The organism is Rhodococcus erythropolis NBRC 15567 (assembly GCF_001552595.1).
GTDB classification, from domain to species: domain Bacteria; phylum Actinomycetota; class Actinomycetes; order Mycobacteriales; family Mycobacteriaceae; genus Rhodococcus_F; species Rhodococcus_F erythropolis.
This window is the reverse complement of record NZ_BCRM01000005.1, coordinates 223304-242722: the sequence shown is the minus strand read 5'-3', so window position 1 is coordinate 242722 and position 19419 is coordinate 223304. Positions and strand designations below refer to the sequence as shown.

Below are 19419 nucleotides of genomic sequence, written 5' to 3'. Positions count from 1 at the left end.
CAACCTACGTTGTTTGTGCTTGTCTGTCCGGCTGGATGGAGCCGCTACGCTGCCTGGTGTGCCGCAGACCCCCGAGAAGACGACGACCGCGCGATCGGCGCGCGCGATCCTGCTGGAAAAACCCAAGGCACTCGCGCTTTCCACAATCGGCGTTCGACCTTTCGGATCCGCTCCCCGGCAGAGTATGGCCGCAGTGCTGCACGGCGACGAGGACGAGCGCCCGGGCCTGAACGCGAAGGAAACCGCACAACTGCGAGGGATCCGCCGATTCGGCGCGACCGGCGCGGTCTTGATGGCAGTCGGAGCGCTCGGCGCCGGCGCACAACCCGTCCTGCAGAATCCGACCGCAGGACTTCGAGTCCTCAGCCTTCCCGGACGTATGCCGACGGTCTCACTCACCATGACGATGACCGGAACCGTGCTCGTCGTTCTCGCCTGGCTGATGATGGGCCGATTTGCAGTCGGGGACATACGCAGCCGTTCCGGCGCACCGCGGCGCATGACCCGTTCCCAGTTGGACCGCACACTCCTGCTGTGGATCCTGCCGCTCTCGGTCGCACCGCCGATGTTCAGCCGCGACGTCTACTCGTATCTGGCACAAAGCGAAATCGCGGCCCGTGGACTCGATCCGTACGCCATCGGTCCCAAGGCGGCACTGGGTGTCGACCACGTTCTCACCCGCACGGTTCCGACGATCTGGCGCGACACCCCAGCTCCGTACGGTCCGTTCTTCCTGTGGCTGGGACGCGGGATCAGCTCACTGACCGGCGACAACATCGTGGCCGGAATCTTCTTGCACCGCTTGCTCGCATTGGCCGGCGTCGCGCTCATCGTGTGGGCGATACCTCGACTGGCCAAGCGATGCGGTGTCTCTGCCGTCAGTTCGCTCTGGCTCGGTGCCGCGAACCCGCTGTTGCTCTTCCACTTGGTGGCCGGCATCCACAACGAAGCGCTCATGCTCGGGTTGATGCTCGCCGGAATCGAGATCGCCCTCCGCGCAGTCGAAGGGTCCGGGCCGATCCGTGGGCGAGCGCTGTTCTATCTCATTGCGGGATCTGGATTGATCGCGTTGTCGTCGACGGTCAAAATTCCGTCCTTGCTTGCGCTGGGATTTGTCGGCATGGCCTTGGCTCGGTGTTGGGGTGGAACCTGGAAAGCCCTGGCGGGAGCCGCGATTCTCCTGGGCGTCGTGGCCGCTGTCGTCACGTTTGTCATCAGCGTGGCCAGTGGGCTCGGTATGGGTTGGATCAACACCCTCGACACCGCCACGGCAGTGCGGAGTTGGATGTCCATCCCGACGCTCCTGGGCGTCGGCACGGGATTGGCCGGTGTACTACTCGGACTCGGCGATCACACGACGGCGATCCTCACGATCACGCGGCCCATCGCAACTCTCGTCGCCATGCTCGTCACCGCACGGATGATGATCTCGGTGTACATGGGCCGCATACACCCGGTCGGTGGACTCGGCATCGCACTCGGAGCGATCGTTCTCCTGTTCCCCGTCGTTCAGCCGTGGTACCTGCTGTGGGCGATCCTTCCGTTGGCGGCGTGGGCCACCGCACCGATTTTCCGCATCCCTGCCGTCGTCTTCACCTCGATCGTCAGCGTCATGTTGATGTCCAACGGCGCCGAATACCTTCCGTTCATGATCGTGCAGGCCGTCATCGCGACCATCCTCACCGCCGGAACGCTCATCGTCTTCACCCGCAATTCACTCCCCTGGCGTAGCGACAAGCCAGTAGCGGAGATCACGAAAGGCGGACCGGTAGACGAAGACAACTCGGCGGGGGCTTACGCTGATTCCCCGTGACCTCGAGAGCCTCCAGATCGTCGACGCCGGCGGTACAGATCCAGGGTGTCGTCAAGTCCTTCGACGGTGTTCGAGCCGTCGACGGTATCGATCTCACTGTCGAGACGGCCCAGGTCGTTGCCCTGCTCGGCCCCAACGGAGCCGGTAAGACAACCACCGTCGAGATGTGCGAAGGGTTTGTCACCCCCGATGCCGGCACGGTTCGAGTGCTCGGTCTCGACCCCATCGCCGACTCCGGTGAAGTCCGCTCACGAATCGGCGTCATGTTGCAGGGCGGCGGCGCGTACCCCGGGTCCAAGGCCGGGGAAATGCTCGACCTCGTGGCCGCATACTCGGCCGACCCGCTCGATCCCGCCTGGCTCCTTTCCAAACTCGGCCTCACCGATGCGCGCAAGACCCCGTACCGCCGTCTCTCCGGAGGCCAGCAGCAACGACTGTCCCTGGCGTGCGCGCTGGTCGGCCGCCCCGAATTGGTATTTCTGGACGAACCCACCGCTGGGCTCGACGCTCAGGCGCGCCTGCTCGTGTGGGAACTCATCGACGCTCTGCGACGCGACGGCGTGAGCGTCCTGCTCACCACACACCTCATGGACGAGGCCGAAGCACTCGCCGACGAACTGGTCATCATCGACCACGGCAAGATCGTCGCATCGGGAACGCCGGCCGAGGTCACCAGCAAGGGCGCCGAAGGACAACTCCGTCTGACGACGGTTCCCGGTTTGAGCCTCGATTCGCTGGCCGGTTCACTCGCCGGGTTCCGCATCGAGGAATCCAACCCAGGCACCTACGTCGTCGAAGGTGCAATCGATCCGGCAACCGTGGCAACAGTTGCGACGTGGTGTGCCGATCAGGACGTGCTGATCAACGACATTCGCGTCGATCAACGGAGTCTGGAAGACGTCTTCCTCGAATTGACGGGCCGGGAACTGAGGGGATGACGGAGATCAAGGTCATGAACGAAACAGCGTCGAACGGCCAGAGCAGTCCCATCAGCGTTGCCAGAGACCGACGGCTCGCCGAGAACCGCTTCGAGCCAGGCACCTTCTCGCCGGATCCCCGCCCCAATTCGGCGGCCAAGATGCTGGCGGCGCAGACCAAACTGGAGCTGACTCTTCTGCTCCGCAACGGTGAGCAATTGCTGCTCACCATGTTCATCCCGATCACCCTGCTCATCGGACTGTGTCTACTTCCGATCGGCGATTTGGGCGATTCTCGGGTCGATACCGTGCTCCCTGGTGTCATGATGGTTGCCGTGATGTCGACGGCGTTCACCGGACAGGCCATCGCCGTCGGATTCGATCGCCGATACGGCGCGCTCAAACGACTCGGTGCAACTCCGCTACCGCGCTGGGGAATCATCGCAGGCAAGAGCGCTGCCGTCATCATCGTCGTGGCGCTGCAGTCGCTGTTGCTCGGCGCTATCGGTTTGGCGTTGGGGTGGCGCCCGTCGTTCGTCGAACTTGTACTCGGCGCAGTGGTCATTGCCATCGGTACTGTCACATTTGCCGCGCTTGGCCTCCTGCTCGGCGGTACATTGCGAGCAGAAATCGTTCTCGCGCTCGCCAACGTCCTGTGGTTCATCATGGTGGGCATCGGCAGTGTGGTCTTCGCCAGCGGTGAACTCCCGACCGCTGTTCACACGCTGGTGCGCATTGTTCCCTCCGGCGCTCTCGCACACGCACTCGAAGCGGCCCTCGACACCTCGATGGACTGGTTCTCGATTCTCGTACTTCTCGTCTGGGCCGCAGTGGCCGGAGTCTGCGCAGCAAGGTGGTTCAAGTTCACGTGAGTACACGACGGACAGCTCAGATCGTCGGCTGTGTGGCCGCAACAGTGATGTTGTGTGCCGGACCCGCAACGGCGACCCCCTCGGTGTCCGGTCCACTCGCACCTGCAAATCCGCACCTCGGTCCCGTCGGTACTTCCACCATGCACGGTGACGCGGGCTCGTCCGACGTCACGCCGCTGCCTGGTCCAGGAACCGGCCCACACGAGGTGACAGCTTTCCCGATGATGGCCGCCTGCCCGACGGTCCTCCAGGGTTCCGACGGCATGATCGTCTCGCTCTGCACGACGATGATCGGCCAGATCCCGACCATCCATTTGATCGATCCGAAAGCCGACGCCACACCCTTGGGACGGTCGGTCGCGCAACTGCCGCTCGCGAAGGGCAGCCTGCTCGGCGGCGTCTACGCCTACCTCGACAACGAGAACCGTCTCGTAGCCGTCGACGGAAACCGTCAACTGGTCCGCATTTCCCATGCGCAGAATCCGGACGGCAGTTGGCGGCTGGAACTCGCGGATGTCATCGATCTCAGTGGTGCGGTTGCCGCCGACGACAACGTCACCGGCCTCGCTCCGGATTGGGACGGCAATGTCTGGTTCGCCACGGGGCACGGCACCGTCGGGTACGTCGGCGCGGATCGAATCGCGCACAGCATTGCGCTCCCCGAGGGTGAGCAGGTGCAGAACAGCATCTCCACCTCCCCGACTGGCACTGCCGTCGCAACGACCCACGCGCTTTACCAACTGAAGCGAAGTGGCGACGAAGTCGTCATCGACTGGCGTCAGCCGTACGACCGAGGGCCGGCCCGCAATCCGGGTCAGCTCAGCTGGGGAACCGGATCGACTCCGACGTACTTCGGCCCGTCGACGGGCAGCGATTTCTTGACCATCGTCGACAACGCCCACCCGACAGTGAGCTTGCACGTCTATCGCGCTGACACGGGCGCCGAGGTGTGCACGCAGCCGGTGTTGTCCGCGGCCAGCAAGGACGGCTCACCGAGTGGCAGCGAGAACTCCCCCGTCGGCATCGGTCATTCGGTCTACGTGGCCGGCACTTACGGATACCCGTACCCCACGACTCCTGAAGGTGCCGGTCCAGCGGTCCCCGCCACGGCACCCTTCAACGGCGGAATGACCCGGGTCGACATAGATCCGGTCGGCTGCCATGTCGTGTGGGACAACACGATTCGTAGCTCCGCGGTACCGCACCTCTCGACGGCGGACGGCTCGATCTACACCGTCACGCGGGACGGTAATCCGAGCACCTCTCCGCTCGACGGGTACTCGTTCGCGGTGATCGACTCGAAGGACGGGTCACAGATCGGTTCGACTCCGCTGCCGTCGACGATCCTCAACGACACCCTGCAGATGTCGGCACTCATCACCGAGTCGGGCGAGTACTTCCAGGGAACGATCTCGGGAATCGTGCGCGTTCGCGCGAACTGACGCAAGCTGGTCCCGACGACGCGGGGCAGCTCGCTTCGCGCCTGCCCCCAACGACACTGTGTAGTTGATGGGGAACTACGATCGTTGGCGTGGTGAATCGTGTGTATGCCGGATTTTTACGCTTGGTGGATCGACTACCTCTCCCCTCGCTGAAAACGCAGAAAATCATCGCGTTCATCGTGATCCTGACGCAGGGCGGCATCGCTGTCACCGGCGCTGTGGTGCGCGTGACGGACTCGGGACTCGGTTGCCCGACGTGGCCGCAGTGCTTCCCCGGTAGCTTCGTCCCGGTCGGCCACGGACAGGTCGCGGTGATTCACCAAGCCGTCGAGTTCGGCAACCGCCTACTCACGTTCCTGGTCGTCATCGTCGCTGCCGCAATCGTGCTCGCGGTGACTCGCGCTCGCCGCCGCAAAGAGGTGCTTGTCTACGCCTGGATGATGCCGCTCGGCACTGTCGTTCAGGCAGTGATCGGCGGTATCACCGTCCTCACAGGTCTCCTGTGGTGGACGGTCGCCATTCACTTGGTTGCGTCGATGCTGATGGTCTGGGTTGCCACGGTGATGTACGCGAAGATCGCGGAACCCGACGAGGCAACAACTCTGGTCGTGATGCCGAAGCCGCTTCGCTGGCTGACCGCGCTGTCCGGAGTCGCGCTGGCCGGCGTATTGGTCGCCGGAACTCTCGTGACGGGTGCAGGTCCCCACGCGGGCGACAAGGGCCTGGACCGCACGGTTCCGCGCCTGGAGGTCGAGATCGTGACGCTTGTTCATCTGCACTCACAGCTGCTGGTCGGATATCTTGCGCTGGTCGTGGGTCTGACATTCGGTCTATATGCGGTCGGGACATCTGCGGCCGTGAAGATCCGTCTGAAGGTCCTGCTCGGACTGATCCTCGCCCAAGCGCTCATCGGGGTCGTGCAGTACTTCACCGATGTGCCGGAAGTTCTGGTGATCATGCACGTCGCCGGTGCGGGACTGTGCACGGCTGCGACCGCAGCAGTTTGGGCTGCGGGTAAGACCCGCCAGTACACGCCGACCGATTCGCCGATACCGGCTCTCTGACGCTTCAAGACACGTGTGGGGCGTAGGAACACCAAGAAGTGTTCCTACGCCCCACACGTCATTTCAGGCTTCGTTGCGTGCTTTCGGGAACCGAGTCTGGTTGGCGACCCAACCGGCCATCTTCTTGAAGTGGCCTTCCTGGGGGGTGACGATGCTCGTCAGCTCACGCTCCCACTCGGCAACGGTGACGGTGTCGAAGGACGCAACGACGGCATTGGCCGTGGCGAGGTCCTCGACGACCTGATCACCGAGGATGCCGTCGGCACCCACGAGAGTGATGCGAACGCCGGCCAGGCCGACCGGCTGAATGACGGCGCTGGCGGTGCCGCCGTGCTCGGCGACGAACTTGGTGATGGCGTTCACCGTGGACTTCGGCAGTTCCGGCGCGGACGGGGTGGCGTCCGACTTCTCGGTATCGGTGCTCATGACTCGACAATACTGGTCGGTAGCCCGGAAGCGACACCAGGCATGGACTGAGCGTCGGCCGTCTCGGGTGTAGAACAGAAACCATGCGAGCCATCTACGTGACCGAGACCGGCGGACCAGAGGTTCTGACTCTGACCGAACAACCCGAACCGACACCCGGCCCAGGCGATCTACTCGTCAGGACCGAAGCGATCGGCATCAATTTCATCGACACGTATTTCCGAATGGGCCAGTACAAGCGTCCGCTCCCCTACATTCCCGGCGACGAGGGCAGCGGCGTCGTCGAAGCTGTCGGTTCCGACGTCACCGAATTCGCCGTTGGTGACCGTGTCGCGTGGGCGGCCGCCACGGGCAGCTACGCCGAGAAGGTGGCTGTTCCCGCCGCAGTCGCCGTGAAAGTGCCTGACGGTGTCCCGGCATCGGCCGCAGCGTCGGCGCTCCTGCAGGGGATGACGGCGCACTACCTCGCGAAGTCGACGTATCCGATCCAGAGCGGCGACACCGTGCTCGTGCACGCAGGCGCGGGCGGCGTCGGGTTGATCCTGACGCAGATGGCCGTCAGCCTCGGGGCGAAGGTCATCACGACTGTGTCGTCGGATGCGAAGGAAGAACTCTCGCGCGGCGCCGGTGCCTCGGAGGTCCTGCGGTACGACGAGGACATAGCAGCGCGAGTCCGGGAGTTGACCGGCGGCGAAGGAGTCGCGGCGGCATACGACGGCGTCGGCGCGACAACGTTTGATTCGAGCCTGGCTTCCGTCCGTATTCGCGGCACTGTCGCATTGTTCGGTGCGGCCAGTGGACCCGTTCCGCCCGTCGATCCGCAGCGGCTAAATTCATCGGGTTCGCTGTTCCTGACGCGTCCGACGCTCGCGCATCACATTCGCACTCGTGAGGAACTGACCTGGCGGGCCGGCGATGTCTTCGACGCCATTGCGGCCGGGAAGCTCGATATTCGCGTCGGCGCCGAGTATCCCCTCGCCGACGCGGCAACAGCCCATCGGGATCTGGAAGGTAGAGCAACGACCGGGTCGATCGTTCTGATCCCCTAGCAAAGTGCTGTGCGCCTTTATTAACCGCCCGCGGTTAATAAAGGCGCACAGCAGAATCAGCTGAGCATGTCGCTGATCGTCTGGAGTCCGAGAACCGAGTCGACAGCGAGGCCGACGAAAACGATCGCAAGATAGTTGTTCGACTGCAGGAACAGGCGCAGCGGCTTGACCTGAGCACCGCCGCGAACGCTGCGGTACAGCTGATGAGCCATGAGCAGGAACCACGCACCGGCGACGATGGTGATTGCGGCGTAGATGACGCCCGACGCAGGGACGAGGACAAGCGTCGTGACGACCATCGCCCAGCTGTAGAACAGGATCTGCTTGGTCACGTGCTCCTCGGTGGCGATCACCGGAAGCATGGGAACACCTGCCGCCTTGTAATCCTCTTTGTATCGCATCGCGAGCGCCCAGGTGTGCGGCGGCGTCCAGAAGAAGATGATCAGGAACAGCACGACGGGCTGCCAGCTCAGCGACCCGGTGACAGCGGCCCAGCCTACGAGGACGGGCATACATCCGGCTGCGCCACCCCAGATGACGTTCTGCCAGGTACGACGCTTGAGAACCATCGTGTAGATGAGGACGTAGAACGCGATCGTGATCACGACGAGGATGCCGGCCAGGAGGTTGGCTCGCCACCACAGCCACAGGAACGACGCGAGTCCGAGAAGAAGTCCGAAGACGAGTGCGTTACGGGTCGGCACCGCCTCGCGGGCCAACGGACGCTTCGCGGTGCGCTTCATGACCTTGTCGATGTCGGCGTCGACGACGCAGTTGAGCGAGTTCGCACTCGCTGCGCCCATCCAGCCACCGAAGAGGGTGCTGAGGATCAGAACGATGTCGACCGTTCCGCGATCGGCCAGCAGCATTGCCGGAATGGTTGCCACCAACAACAATTCGATAACTCGCGGCTTCGTGAGCGCGATATAAGCCAGAACCTTGCCCGTTGCGCGACCCCACACCGTATCGGTATTGGTCGCCCGCGGGGCGGCACCTGGGCTGCCGAAGCCATGTCCGCTCGGCTGTTGCCCTGTCCGCACGTTCTCTCCTTGCACCACGCGTTACCGCACTAACTGTTCACGACACACTGCTGACACTGTCCTCTACTACGAACGATGGTAGACCGCAGCCATTGAGGAACCGAATCGACCCGGACAGCCAGGACCATTAGGCTGGGTTACGCAGTGGAGGGACACCCCACCCTCGCAATCCACGTACACCATGTCAGGAGACATCTGCCAGTGTCGATCACAGACGAGATCCACGTCCTCACGCAACCCGTCCACCCCTCGGACTGGACCGACCTGGACACCAAGGCTGTCGATACCGCCCGCGTGCTCGCCGCCGACGCGGTTCAGAAGGTCGGCAACGGCCATCCCGGAACTGCAATGAGCTTGGCGCCGTTGGCATACACCCTCTTTCAGCGCATCATGCGCCACGATCCTTCGGATGCAGAATGGGTCGGCCGTGACCGCTTCGTTCTTTCCTGTGGCCATTCGTCCTTGACGCTGTACACCCAGCTCTACCTGTCGGGCTACGGTCTCGAGCTTGCTGACCTCGAAGCTCTCCGCACATGGGGCGCACTGACCCCCGGTCACCCCGAGGTCGGCCACACCGTCGGCGTCGAGATGACCACCGGTCCGCTCGGCCAGGGCCTTGCGTCCGCAGTCGGCATGGCCATGGCTGCGCGTCGTGAGCGCGGGCTGTTCGATCCGGAGACCCCGGTCGGCTCCTCTCCCTTCGACCATCACATCTACGTGATCGCGTCCGACGGTGACATCGAGGAAGGCGTCACCTCCGAGGCGTCGTCTCTCGCCGGTGTCCAGGAACTGGGCAACCTGATCGTCTTCTACGACGACAACAAGATCTCCATCGAGCACGACACCGCCATCGCTCTCGGCGAAGATGTCGGAAAGCGCTACGAGGCATACGGCTGGCACGTTCAGCACGTCGAGGGTGGCGAGAACGTCTCCGGCATCCTCGACGCGGTTGCCGCTGCCAAGGCCGTCGTCGATCGTCCGTCCATCATCTTGCTCCGCACCATCATCGGTTTCCCGGCGCCGAAGAAGATGAACACCGGCGACGTTCACGGCTCCGCACTCGGTGCCGACGAGGTCGCTGCGGTCAAGGAAGCCCTCGGCTTCGATCCGAGCAAGTCCTTCGACGTCGACGCCGACGCTCTGGCTCACGCCCGTGAGGTCGTCTCGCGCGGAGCCGACGCACACAAGGCATGGCAGGTCGAGTTCGACGCGTGGGCCGCACGTGAGTCCGAGCGCAAGGAACTCTTCGACCGCCTGTTCGCCGGTGAGTTCCCTGCCGGCTGGGCCGACGCTCTCCCGACCTACGAGGCCGACGCCAAGGGCGTTGCGACTCGCAAGGCCTCCGGTTCGGCACTCAACGCGCTCGGACCGATCCTGCCCGAACTGTGGGGCGGTTCCGCCGACCTCGCCGGCAGCAACAACACCACCATCAAGGGCGCAGATTCGTTCGGCCCCTTCTCCATCTCCACGAGCGACTGGACTGCGCAGCCTTACGGCCGCACGCTTCACTTCGGTATCCGTGAGCACGCGATGGGCTCGATCCTCAACGGCATCGCGCTGCACGGCCCGACCCGCCCGTACGGCGGAACCTTCATGGTCTTCTCCGACTACATGCGTCCGGCGGTTCGCCTGGCTGCACTGATGAAGACTGCCGTCACCTACGTCTGGACCCACGACTCCATCGGTCTCGGCGAAGACGGCCCGACTCACCAGCCGGTCGAGCACCTCGCTGCTCTTCGAGCGATCCCGAACCTCGCCGTCGTCCGCCCGGGTGACGCCAACGAGACCTCGTTCGCATGGCAGGCAGCACTCGAGAACAAGACGGGCCCGACGGCTCTGGCGCTCACCCGCCAGGACATCCCGGTTCTCGAAGGCACCAAGGAGAAGGCTGCCGAAGGCGTCAAGCGCGGCGCTTACGTCCTCGTCGACGCTGCCAACGGTTCGCCCGAGGTCATCTTGCTTGCGACCGGTTCCGAACTGCATCTGGCCACCGAGGCTCGCGAGACCCTCGAAGCTCAGGGCGTCGCAACCCGCGTCGTTTCCGTGCCGTGCCTCGACTGGTTCCTCGAGCAGGATCAGGCGTACCGCGACGAGGTCATTCCGCCCGCCGTCCGCGCACGCGTGTCCGTCGAAGCCGGTATCGCAATGCCGTGGTGGCGCATCCTCGGCGACGCCGGCCAGGCCGTCTCGCTCGAGCATTACGGCGCTTCCGCCGATTACAAGACCTTGTACCGGGAGTTCGGCATCACCGCCGACGCGACTGTCGAAGCCGCGCAGCGCTCCCTCGCATCTGTGAAGGGATGATCTCGATGACACAGAACGTGAATACCGAAAAGCTCTCCGCTGCAGGCGTTTCCATCTGGCTTGACGACCTCTCGCGAGATCGCATCCAGTCCGGCAACCTGCAGAACCTGATCGACACGAAGTCGATCGTGGGTGTCACGACCAACCCGTCGATCTTCCAGGCGGCACTGTCCAAGGGCTCGGCCTACGACGCTCAGGTTCGCGAGTTGGCCGAGCGCGGCGCCGATGTCGACGCCACCATCACGGCCGTCACCACCGACGACGTGCGCGCTGCGTGCGACATCTTGGCCCCGCAGTTCGAGGCCTCGAACGGCGTCGACGGCCGCGTGTCCATCGAGGTCGATCCTCGTCTGGCGCACGACACCGACGCGACTGTCGCGCAGGCGATCGAGCTGCACAAGATCGTCGACCGCCCGAACGTCCTCATCAAGATCCCCGCGACGCTGGCCGGTATCCCCGCCATCGCCAAGGTGATCGGTGAAGGCATCAGCGTCAACGTCACTTTGATCTTCTCGGTCGAGCGCTACGAAGCTGTCATGGGCGCGTACCTCGACGGTCTGGACACCGCCAAGGCTGCCGGCCGCGACATCTCGTCCATCGAGTCGGTCGCCTCGTTCTTCGTCTCCCGTGTGGATTCCGAGATCGACAACCGCCTCACGGCGATCGGCACGCCGGAAGCTCTCGAGCTTCGTGGCAAGGCTGCACTCGCAAACGCTCGTCTGGCGTACAACGCGTACCAGCAGATCTTCGAGGTGCAGCCGCGCTTCCAGGCTCTCCTGGCCGATGGCGCCAAGGCTCAGCGCCCGCTGTGGGCGTCGACCGGCGTGAAGAACCCGGATTACCCGGACACGCTCTACGTCACCGAGCTGGTTGCGCCCAACACGGTCAACACCATGCCGGAGAAGACGCTCGACGCTCTCGCCGACCACGGTGAGATCACGGGCGACACGATTTCGGGCACCGCTCAGGACTCGCAGGTCGTCTTCGATCAGCTCGCAGCTGTCGGCATCGATCTTGCGGACGTGTTCAAGGTCCTCGAGACCGAGGGCGTCGACAAGTTCGAGGTGTCCTGGAACGAGTTGCTCGACGCAACTGCCGAGCAGCTTCGCGCAGCAACCCAGAAGAGCTGAGCCTGTGAGCGATTCCGCGGCGGCATCAGATTGGGTGAATCCCCTTCGGGACAGCACCGACAAACGGCTTCCGCACATTGCGGGGCCCTGCGCCCTGGTGATCTTCGGTGTTACCGGCGACCTCGCCAGGCGCAAGCTCATGCCAGCCATCTACGACCTCGCCAACCGTGGACTGTTGCCGCCCGGATTCGCTCTGGTCGGGTTCGCCCGGCGTGAATGGACGGACGAGGACTTCGCGAACGTCGTCCTCGAAGCAGTCAAGGACGGTGCTCGCACCAAGTTCCGTCAGGACGTCTGGGAGAGGCTCGCCGAAGGTATCCGGTTCGTGGAGGGCAGTTTCGACGAGGCCGAGGCCTTCCAGAACCTGTCCGAGACGTTGGCCACCCTCGACAACGAACGTGGTATCGGCGGCAATCACGGTTTCTACCTTGCGATTCCGCCCAACGCGTTTCCTCAGGTGCTCGAGCAACTGTCGGCGTCGGGCCTCGCGCAGGCCGAGGACGGTCAGTGGCGACGAGTTGTCATCGAGAAGCCGTTCGGTCACGACCTCGAGAGCGCTCGCGAACTGAACGCCGTCGTCAACAAGGTGTTCCCCGAGGACACGGTCTTCCGTATCGACCACTACCTCGGCAAGGAAACGGTCCAGAACATCCTGGCTCTGCGCTTCGCGAACCAGTTGTTCGATCCGATCTGGAACGCGCACTACGTCGACCACGTCCAGATCACGATGGCCGAGGACATCGGCCTAGGTGGCCGTGCCGGGTACTACGACGGCATCGGCGCGGCCCGTGACGTGATCCAGAACCACCTGCTCCAATTGCTCGCGTTCACGGCGATGGAAGAACCCATCAGCTTCGAACCGCTCAATCTGCAGGCGGAGAAGATCAAGGTTCTTTCGGCAACGCGTCTGGCCGAACCACTCGACGAGACCACTGCCCGCGGACAATACGAAGGTGGTTGGCAGGGCGGGTTGCCGGTAGTCGGACTCCTCGAAGAAGAGGGCTTCGCAGCGGACTCCACAACGGAGACCTTTGCCGCCATCACCCTCGAGGTCGACACCCGTCGCTGGGCGGGCGTGCCGTTCTACCTGCGCACGGGCAAGCGTCTCGGCCGCCGCGTCACCGAGATCGCGGTGGTCTTCAAGCGCGCACCACACCTGCCGTTCGACAAGACCATGACCGAAGATCTCGGCCAGAACGCACTCGTGATCCGCGTGCAGCCTGACGAGGGCGTCACCATGCGGTTCGGCTCGAAGGTTCCCGGATCGAGCATGGAAGTCCGTGACGTCAACATGGACTTCTCGTACGGTCAGGCTTTCACCGAGTCGTCACCGGAGGCGTACGAGCGACTCATCCTCGACGTGTTGCTCGGCGAGCCGTCTCTCTTCCCCGTCAATGCCGAAGTCGAATTGTCTTGGGAAATCCTCGATCCCGTCCTCGAACACTGGGCAGCCGGCGGCAAGCCGGAACCCTACGAGGCTGGAACGTGGGGACCACCGTCTGCGGACGAAATGATGCAACGCACCGGACGCGAATGGAGGCGACCCTAGTGATTCTCGATTTGCCCTCCACCACCACGGTCCAGGTCAGCAAGAAACTGGTCGAGGTACGTAAGACCGGCGGCGCTGTCACCCTGGGACGTGTGCTCACGCTTGTCGTCTGCACCAGGGACACCGGGAACGCCGAGGCCGCAATCGAGGCCGCCAACGAAGCAAGCCGCGAGCACCCCTGCCGCGTCATCGTGCTTCTGCGTGGCGACGAGCAGAGCGAGCCTCGGCTCGATGCTCAGATCCGCGTCGGTGGGGATGCCGGCGCCTCTGAGGTCGTGGTGCTGCGCCTCTACGGTCCCCTGGCGGACCACGAGAGCAGCGTCGTCATCCCGTTCCTGCTCCCCGACACACCGGTAGTCGCGTGGTGGCCCCTCGAGGCACCCGAGATTCCGGCGAAGGACCCCGTCGGAAAGCTTGCGATCCGTCGTATCACCGACGCCACCGGTGCCCCGGATCCGACTGCCACCATCAAGGGACGACTCGCGTCGTACACCGCTGGTGACACCGATCTCGCCTGGAGTCGCGTCACCTACTGGCGCGCACTGCTCGCGTCGGCTCTCGATCAGCCGCCGCACGAGAAGATCACCTCAGCGGTGGTCTCCGGTCTCAAAACCGAACCGGCACTGGATATTCTCGCCGGTTGGTTGGCTGCCAAGATCGACGGTCCGGTCATCCGACGTACGGGTGAGCTCACCGTCGAGCTGAAGCTGGAGACTCGCAGCATCTCCATCAGCCGCCCACAGGAGGGTACGACCGCAACCCTGATCCGCACCGGTCAGCCCGACTCGCTGGTCTCGCTCGGTCGTCGAGAGACGCGCGATTGCCTCGCCGAGGAATTGCGTCGGCTCGATCCGGACGAGATCTACGAAGAAGCGCTGGCTGGATTGGAGAAGGTGACCTATGAGTGATGTTGTCGTAGAGAAGTTTTCCGACGCCGGCCAACTGGTCGATGCCGCTGCCGCACGCCTGGTCACGACAATCGTTGATGCCCAGAGGGCTCGCGGGTTCGCATCCATCGTTCTGACGGGTGGCGGAACCGGGATCGCACTTCTCGAGAAGTTGCGTGACGCTCCCGGCGATATCGACTGGTCGCAGATCGATCTGTACTGGGGCGACGAGCGGTTCCTGCCGTCCGGCGATCCCGAGCGGAACGAAGTCCAGGCTCGTGAGGCGCTTCTCGATCACGTGCCTGTCGATCCCGACAGGGTGCATGCGATGGCCGCCTCCGACGGTATCTACGACGGTGATCCGCACGGGGCGGCGACGGCATACGAACAACTGCTGGGCGCTCAGGCACACGGCAATCAGGTTCCGACGTTCGACGTGCACCTGCTCGGTATGGGTGGAGAAGGACACGTCAACTCGTTGTTCCCGCACACCGACGCCGTTCGCGAAGAAGCTCGTTTCGTTGTCGCGGTGACGGACTCCCCCAAGCCGCCACCGGTACGGATCACCCTGACGCTGCCTGCTGTTCGGCGTGCCAAAGAGGTCTGGCTGCTCGTCTCGGGTGCTGCAAAGGCCGAGGCCGTTGCCGAAGCCGTCGGAGGTGCTTCGTCCGAGGACTGGCCGTCCGCCGGCGCCACCGGTTTGGTGGCGACGCGTTGGTTCCTCGATACCGACGCTGCCTCGCAGCTCTGATCTGATTTCACGGATCTGATTTCACACCGGGCCGGGAATCGTCTTCAGGCGATTCCCGGCCCGGTGGTACATCGAGGACATTTTCACAGTGGCGAGTCATGACTACCCGCCGAGTCCGGATCCGATGCGAATTTCCTTTTGACGGAACGGAACTCAATCCCGATATCCCTTGTCTCCAACGGGCACTCTGCCCTGCACAACGATTCATCTCTCCCCCTGTCTCGTTCTTTCGAGCGATTACTACCTTGGACGCCGCGAAGTAGGGTTCGGTTCCGTAGATCGCTTTCACTCTTGAACGAATCAATCCAGGCGAGAACAATCGAACAATGTCGTGGACACCGAATCCGGATGCACTTCGCGGGCGAGTGGCTGTTGTTGCCGGGGCGACGAGGGGCGCCGGACGCGGAATCGCCGCAGCCCTGGGTGAGGCCGGTGCAACCGTCATCTGCACTGGCCGGAGCACATCTGCCGGAATACTTCAGTCGGACTATCCGCGCGGCGAAACCATCGAGGAGACGGCAGAGCTTGTCACCGAACTGGGCGGCGTCGGCGTGCCGATTGCCGTCGATCATCTCAAGAGCAAACAAGTGGCTGATCTCGCCGAACGCTTGCGCGCCGACTATCAACATATCGACATCTTGGTCAATGACATCTGGGGCGCGGAACTACTCAAGGGTGGGCCGGCGGAGTGGAACACGCCGGTATGGGAACACGATCTGGACAAGGGCTTTCACATTCTGCGCCTGGCGATCGACACCCACATCACCACGTCGCACCACCTCCTGCCGCTGATGATCGATCGGCCAGGCGGACTGGTCGCCGAAATAACCGACGGCACTACCGAATACAACGCATCGAACTATCGCATCTCGGTGTTCTACGACCTGGCGAAGGTGTCCGTGAACAGGCTTGCATTTTCGCAAGGCCACGAACTTGCCCCGTTCGGCTGTACGGCCGTCGCCATCACTCCGGGGTTCCTGCGATCGGAGATCATGCTCGACAATTTTGGTGTCGGCGAATCGAATTGGCGTGACGCTTTGTCGCCGGAGCGGGATGGGCCGACTGCACCTCCGGATTTTGCCCGCTCCGAGTCACCAAGATTCACAGGACGTGCGATCGCCGCCCTCGCCGCCGATTCGAATCGGAAGCGATGGAATCAGCGTTCGGTCAGTTCAGGCGAACTCGGAATGGAATATGGGTTCACGGACACCGACGGCAGCCGCCCCGATTTTTGGCGAGCCAACTGAATCCGACAGTGATTAAGATCCGTTTCATGGCCGAATTCGCGACGATCGACGAATACATCGCGTCGTTTCCCACCGACGTGCAGCGAGCCCTCGGGAGCATCCGCGAGACGATCCACAGCACTGTGCCCGGCCTCGATGAAACCATCAGCTATCAGATGCCGACCATGACGGTGAATGGGAAGAACCTGGTTCACTTCGCAGGCTGGAAACATCACATCTCGATGTACCCACTCCCGGCAGGTGACGCAGAGTTCGAGAAGTCCGTCGACCCGTACCGGGCTGCGAAATCAACCGTGAAGTTCCCGTTGAACAAACCGATCCCCCTCGATCTCGTGGCTCGAATCGTCGAATTGCTCGCGCAGCGTCACTAACCTCAGTTCCCGTCGGAGCCTTGTGAGAGCGTATGGCCGTGCAGAGACAGCCCATCCGACGCATCAAGGCCGGGACATCGTCGGGCGCTGACGTAGGCAGCTGGCCGATGACGGTGCCCGCGGTTGCGCAGATCGTTCGGGACGGTCTTGAACTTCCACCGGGTGTCACCATTCTGGTCGGCGAAAACGGAGCGGGGAAGTCGACCGTCATCGAAATTCTTGCCGCCGTTCTAGGTCTCAATGCCGAAGGCGGGTCTACCAATACGCGACATCAGACCAGATCGAGTGAACCGAGCGGCCTCGACCTTGTGGTCGAGCGGAGCCCCGGCGCGTCGAAGTGGGCGTACTACCTCCGAGACGAAACCTTGCACGGGTTGTACACGTATTTGGAGGACAACCCCAATCCCAGGCGACCTGAACCGCTTTACCATCACCTTTCACACGGTGAGGCGCTGCTCGAGATCTTGTCGTCGAGGACCTCCGACGGCGGCTTCTATCTGATCGACGAACCCGATGCCGCACTCTCCTTCCAAGGGACCTTGACGCTGGTCGCGCTGCTCGGTGAGCTGGTGGAATCCGGCGCGCAGGCGGTGATCGCGACGCACTCGCCGATCATCGCGGCACTGCCGAACGCCAATCTGCTCGAGATCGGCGAATGGGGAATCCGAGCCGCGAGCTGGGAGGACCTCGATCTGGTCTCGAACTGGCAGCGGTTCCTTCACGACCCGCAGACGTACCTGCGCCACCTGATCTAACCTGGAACTCCACCCCAGGAGGCCTCCATGGCATACGACAAGGCGCTGGCTGAGCGTATCCGCGATGCGCTCTCGGGCGAGAGCGACGTCGAAGAAGTAAAAATGTTCGGTGGGCTGAGCTTCATGGTGAACGGGAAGCTGGCCGCCAGTGCGAACTCACACGGCAACATCATGGTTCGGTGTGACCCCGATCGAGTTGACGAACTCCTGACGCACAAGGGTGCAAGTTGGCCCGAGATGCGGGGTAAGCCGATGAGCAAGGGATGGATCGTCGTCGACCGAACCGGGACGAGTTCGAACGTCGAGTTCAATGCGTGGATCAAGGAAGCTCTGGACTTCGTGCACTGACTGGTACTGCCGGTTCGATCAATTTCGCTCGATTCGGCAAAAAGTGAAGTGGGCGGCCCTAGACTCCGAAAATAGCATTGGATTGGGCGCCACGACGGCGCGGAGGAAAGGTGGTCCGTCGCGTGACGTTCACACCCAATCAGCCGGATCACCAACGCGCCTTCGGGTTTCAGCCGCCGTCGACCCGCACGATTCCCTCCCTCATGCCCGACCGTTTCGGACCTAGCCTCATCGGATCGCTGTGGGCGTGCGCCGGGATCGTCGCCGGAAGCCTCGGCCCGTGGACGTCGTCCTCCGCCCTCGACCACAGTGGTACCGACGAATGCGGAGTGATCACACTCGTCCTCGCTCTGGGCGCGGTAACCGCGCTGATCACCCTCATGGTTCGGGACGTCACGCCCGAGATGAAGAATCACTGCACGGGACCGCTGGTGGGAATCGCCGTCTTGATCGTTGCCGTCGGAAACGCCGCGTCCATTGTGCGACGTAGTACTGAGGTCGCAGGGCACACCGCCGGACCGTCCATCGGGTGGGGACTGTGGGTGGTCATCGCGTCCGCAGTGATCCTGTGCATCATGTCGTCGTCCGTCGCGCACATGATCAGGTTTCAGGCAGCAATGATCACAAGGTCTTGATCAGACCGCCGTCGATCACGAAATCCGCGCCCGTCACGTTCCCCGCGCGATCGCTGGCGAGGAACAACACCAGGTCCGCCACCTCTTCGGGAAAGGTGAAGCGGCCAGTCTCGGCGCCGGCGGCCGCACTTTCGACGATATCGTCGGCGGCTGAACCATTCGCCTTCGCCAGCGTCGAGGCCACTCCGTGCTTGCCGAGCCACAACTCCGTCTGCACCGGACCAGGGCTGACGGTATTGACGCGGATCCCCTTCCCGCCCAGTTCTTTCGACAACGACTTCGAGAAGTTGGTCAACGCCGCTTTGGCGGCGCTGTAGTCGATCACCGTGGGGTCAGGCAAGAATGCGTTGACCGAACTGATCGTCACGATGCTCCCGCCACCTCGGCGGATCAACTCCGGCAGCGCAGCGCGAACAGTGCGTACAGCCGACAAGAACGTCAGACTGAACGACGACGCCCACTCTTCGTCCGTGATAGCCGCGAAGCCGCTCGTTCTCGGAGTGACGGCGCCGACGTTGTTGACCAAGATGTCGACGCCGCCCCTCGCTGCTGCAACCTCGAGCAGTCGGGTAGATCCTTCGACACTCGCGAGGTCGACGCCGACAAAGGTGACGGCGCCGCCGGACTGCAGCGATTCGAGTTCCGGCGAGAGCGTCCGCGAGCCCGCGACGACGTGGACTCCCTCGGCCACCAAGGCCCGAGTGATCGCCAACCCGATACCTTTTCCCGCGCCGGTAACCACGGCAGTTCGTCCGTCCAATTGCAGATCCACTGCGGTCCCCGTTCGGTCCGGTGCGCAGCGTTGGGTGTGCGTGCGAC

Annotated in this window: 19 protein-coding genes; 16 read left to right on the top strand and 3 right to left on the bottom strand. The window is 63.4% G+C overall.

The window, feature by feature from the left end:
• Positions 1–58 precede the first annotated feature (58 nt).
• The 5 genes from mptB (at position 59) to RE4_RS10635 (ending at position 6108) form a co-directional block, all read left to right on the top strand.
• Positions 59–1813, top strand: a complete 1755-nt coding sequence (gene mptB / locus RE4_RS10655; RefSeq protein WP_081098341.1) for a polyprenol phosphomannose-dependent alpha 1,6 mannosyltransferase MptB — start codon at positions 59–61, stop codon at positions 1811–1813.
• The gene (locus tag RE4_RS10650; protein WP_007727917.1) at positions 1810–2751 is read left to right on the top strand and encodes an ABC transporter ATP-binding protein; all 942 of its coding nucleotides are present in this window, start codon (positions 1810–1812) and stop codon (positions 2749–2751) included. The genes mptB and RE4_RS10650 overlap by 4 nt, the downstream gene beginning before the upstream one ends.
• Before the next feature lie 14 nt (positions 2752–2765).
• A complete protein-coding gene (locus tag RE4_RS10645) occupies positions 2766–3602 on the top strand; it encodes an ABC transporter permease (protein WP_370333988.1) in 837 nt (278 codons plus the stop codon).
• A gap of 47 nt (positions 3603–3649) precedes the next feature.
• Positions 3650–5044, top strand: coding sequence for a hypothetical protein (locus tag RE4_RS10640; RefSeq protein ID WP_021344236.1), 1395 nt, complete (start codon positions 3650–3652; stop codon positions 5042–5044).
• 89 nt (positions 5045–5133) lie between these two features.
• On the top strand, positions 5134–6108 hold the full coding sequence (locus RE4_RS10635) for a COX15/CtaA family protein (RefSeq protein ID WP_019748407.1): 975 nt from the start codon (positions 5134–5136) through the stop codon (positions 6106–6108).
• Positions 6109–6171: 63 nt separating this feature from the next.
• On the opposite strand, the gene RE4_RS10630 is transcribed toward RE4_RS10635, so the two are convergent.
• Positions 6172–6534, bottom strand: a complete 363-nt coding sequence (locus RE4_RS10630) for a hypothetical protein (RefSeq protein WP_020969598.1) — start codon at positions 6532–6534, stop codon at positions 6172–6174.
• Positions 6535–6617: 83 nt separating this feature from the next.
• On the opposite strand from RE4_RS10630, the gene RE4_RS10625 reads away from it, so the two are divergent.
• Positions 6618–7583, top strand: coding sequence for a quinone oxidoreductase family protein (locus RE4_RS10625; RefSeq protein WP_019748405.1), 966 nt, complete (start codon positions 6618–6620; stop codon positions 7581–7583).
• A gap of 56 nt (positions 7584–7639) precedes the next feature.
• Here RE4_RS10625 and RE4_RS10620 read toward each other — a convergent pair whose 3' ends face one another.
• Positions 7640–8623, bottom strand: coding sequence for a heme o synthase (locus RE4_RS10620; RefSeq protein ID WP_003944994.1), 984 nt, complete (start codon positions 8621–8623; stop codon positions 7640–7642).
• Positions 8624–8824: 201 nt separating this feature from the next.
• Between RE4_RS10620 and tkt the strand changes: the two genes are divergently transcribed.
• From tkt to RE4_RS10570, 10 genes are all read left to right on the top strand, one after another.
• Positions 8825–10927: a transketolase gene (gene tkt / locus RE4_RS10615; protein ID WP_047888340.1), complete on the top strand. Its 2103-nt coding sequence runs from the start codon at positions 8825–8827 to the stop codon at positions 10925–10927.
• A gap of 5 nt (positions 10928–10932) precedes the next feature.
• Positions 10933–12057 (top strand): transaldolase, encoded by a 1125-nt coding sequence (tal, locus tag RE4_RS10610; protein ID WP_029255341.1) that lies wholly within the window; start codon positions 10933–10935, stop codon positions 12055–12057.
• Between the two features lie 4 nt (positions 12058–12061).
• The gene (gene zwf / locus RE4_RS10605) at positions 12062–13606 is read left to right on the top strand and encodes a glucose-6-phosphate dehydrogenase (protein WP_020907722.1); all 1545 of its coding nucleotides are present in this window, start codon (positions 12062–12064) and stop codon (positions 13604–13606) included.
• Positions 13606–14514, top strand: a complete 909-nt coding sequence (gene opcA / locus RE4_RS10600; RefSeq protein WP_019748400.1) for a glucose-6-phosphate dehydrogenase assembly protein OpcA — start codon at positions 13606–13608, stop codon at positions 14512–14514. Before zwf ends, opcA begins: the two co-directional genes overlap by 1 nt.
• Positions 14507–15244, top strand: a complete 738-nt coding sequence (gene pgl, locus RE4_RS10595) for a 6-phosphogluconolactonase (RefSeq protein WP_020907720.1) — start codon at positions 14507–14509, stop codon at positions 15242–15244. Before opcA ends, pgl begins: the two co-directional genes overlap by 8 nt.
• A 326-nt stretch (positions 15245–15570) precedes the next feature.
• The gene (locus tag RE4_RS10590) at positions 15571–16491 is read left to right on the top strand and encodes an SDR family oxidoreductase (RefSeq protein ID WP_060938551.1); all 921 of its coding nucleotides are present in this window, start codon (positions 15571–15573) and stop codon (positions 16489–16491) included.
• Between the two features lie 26 nt (positions 16492–16517).
• Complete coding sequence (locus RE4_RS10585; RefSeq protein WP_029255338.1) at positions 16518–16862, top strand: iron chaperone; 345 nt, start codon at positions 16518–16520, stop codon at positions 16860–16862.
• 32 nt (positions 16863–16894) lie between these two features.
• Positions 16895–17617, top strand: a complete 723-nt coding sequence (locus RE4_RS10580; RefSeq protein ID WP_021332980.1) for an AAA family ATPase — start codon at positions 16895–16897, stop codon at positions 17615–17617.
• Positions 17618–17644: 27 nt separating this feature from the next.
• Positions 17645–17965, top strand: a complete 321-nt coding sequence (locus tag RE4_RS10575) for a TfoX/Sxy family protein (RefSeq protein ID WP_019748395.1) — start codon at positions 17645–17647, stop codon at positions 17963–17965.
• 122 nt (positions 17966–18087) lie between these two features.
• Positions 18088–18600: a hypothetical protein gene (locus RE4_RS10570; protein ID WP_238076711.1), complete on the top strand. Its 513-nt coding sequence runs from the start codon at positions 18088–18090 to the stop codon at positions 18598–18600.
• Here the strand turns inward: RE4_RS10570 and RE4_RS10565 are convergent.
• Positions 18587–19372: an oxidoreductase gene (locus tag RE4_RS10565; RefSeq protein WP_060938549.1), complete on the bottom strand. Its 786-nt coding sequence runs from the start codon at positions 19370–19372 to the stop codon at positions 18587–18589. The genes RE4_RS10570 and RE4_RS10565 overlap by 14 nt on opposite strands.
• Positions 19373–19419 lie beyond the last annotated feature (47 nt).

What these genes read in the sequence shown, in the direction of transcription:
- RE4_RS10630 (WP_020969598.1), bottom strand. Translation starts at nt 6,534, where the DNA reads ATGAGCACCGATACCGAGAAGTCGGACGCCACCCCGTCCGCGCCGGAA.
- RE4_RS10645 (WP_370333988.1), top strand. Translation starts at nt 2,766, where the DNA reads ATGAACGAAACAGCGTCGAACGGCCAGAGCAGTCCCATCAGCGTTGCC.
- RE4_RS10640 (WP_021344236.1), top strand. Translation starts at nt 3,650, where the DNA reads ATGTTGTGTGCCGGACCCGCAACGGCGACCCCCTCGGTGTCCGGTCCA.
- RE4_RS10575 (WP_019748395.1), top strand. Translation starts at nt 17,645, where the DNA reads ATGGCATACGACAAGGCGCTGGCTGAGCGTATCCGCGATGCGCTCTCG.
- RE4_RS10590 (WP_060938551.1), top strand. Translation starts at nt 15,571, where the DNA reads ATGTCGTGGACACCGAATCCGGATGCACTTCGCGGGCGAGTGGCTGTT.
- RE4_RS10585 (WP_029255338.1), top strand. Translation starts at nt 16,518, where the DNA reads ATGGCCGAATTCGCGACGATCGACGAATACATCGCGTCGTTTCCCACC.
- pgl (WP_020907720.1), top strand. Translation starts at nt 14,507, where the DNA reads ATGAGTGATGTTGTCGTAGAGAAGTTTTCCGACGCCGGCCAACTGGTC.
- RE4_RS10625 (WP_019748405.1), top strand. Translation starts at nt 6,618, where the DNA reads ATGCGAGCCATCTACGTGACCGAGACCGGCGGACCAGAGGTTCTGACT.
- RE4_RS10580 (WP_021332980.1), top strand. Translation starts at nt 16,895, where the DNA reads ATGGCCGTGCAGAGACAGCCCATCCGACGCATCAAGGCCGGGACATCG.
- tal (WP_029255341.1), top strand. Translation starts at nt 10,933, where the DNA reads ATGACACAGAACGTGAATACCGAAAAGCTCTCCGCTGCAGGCGTTTCC.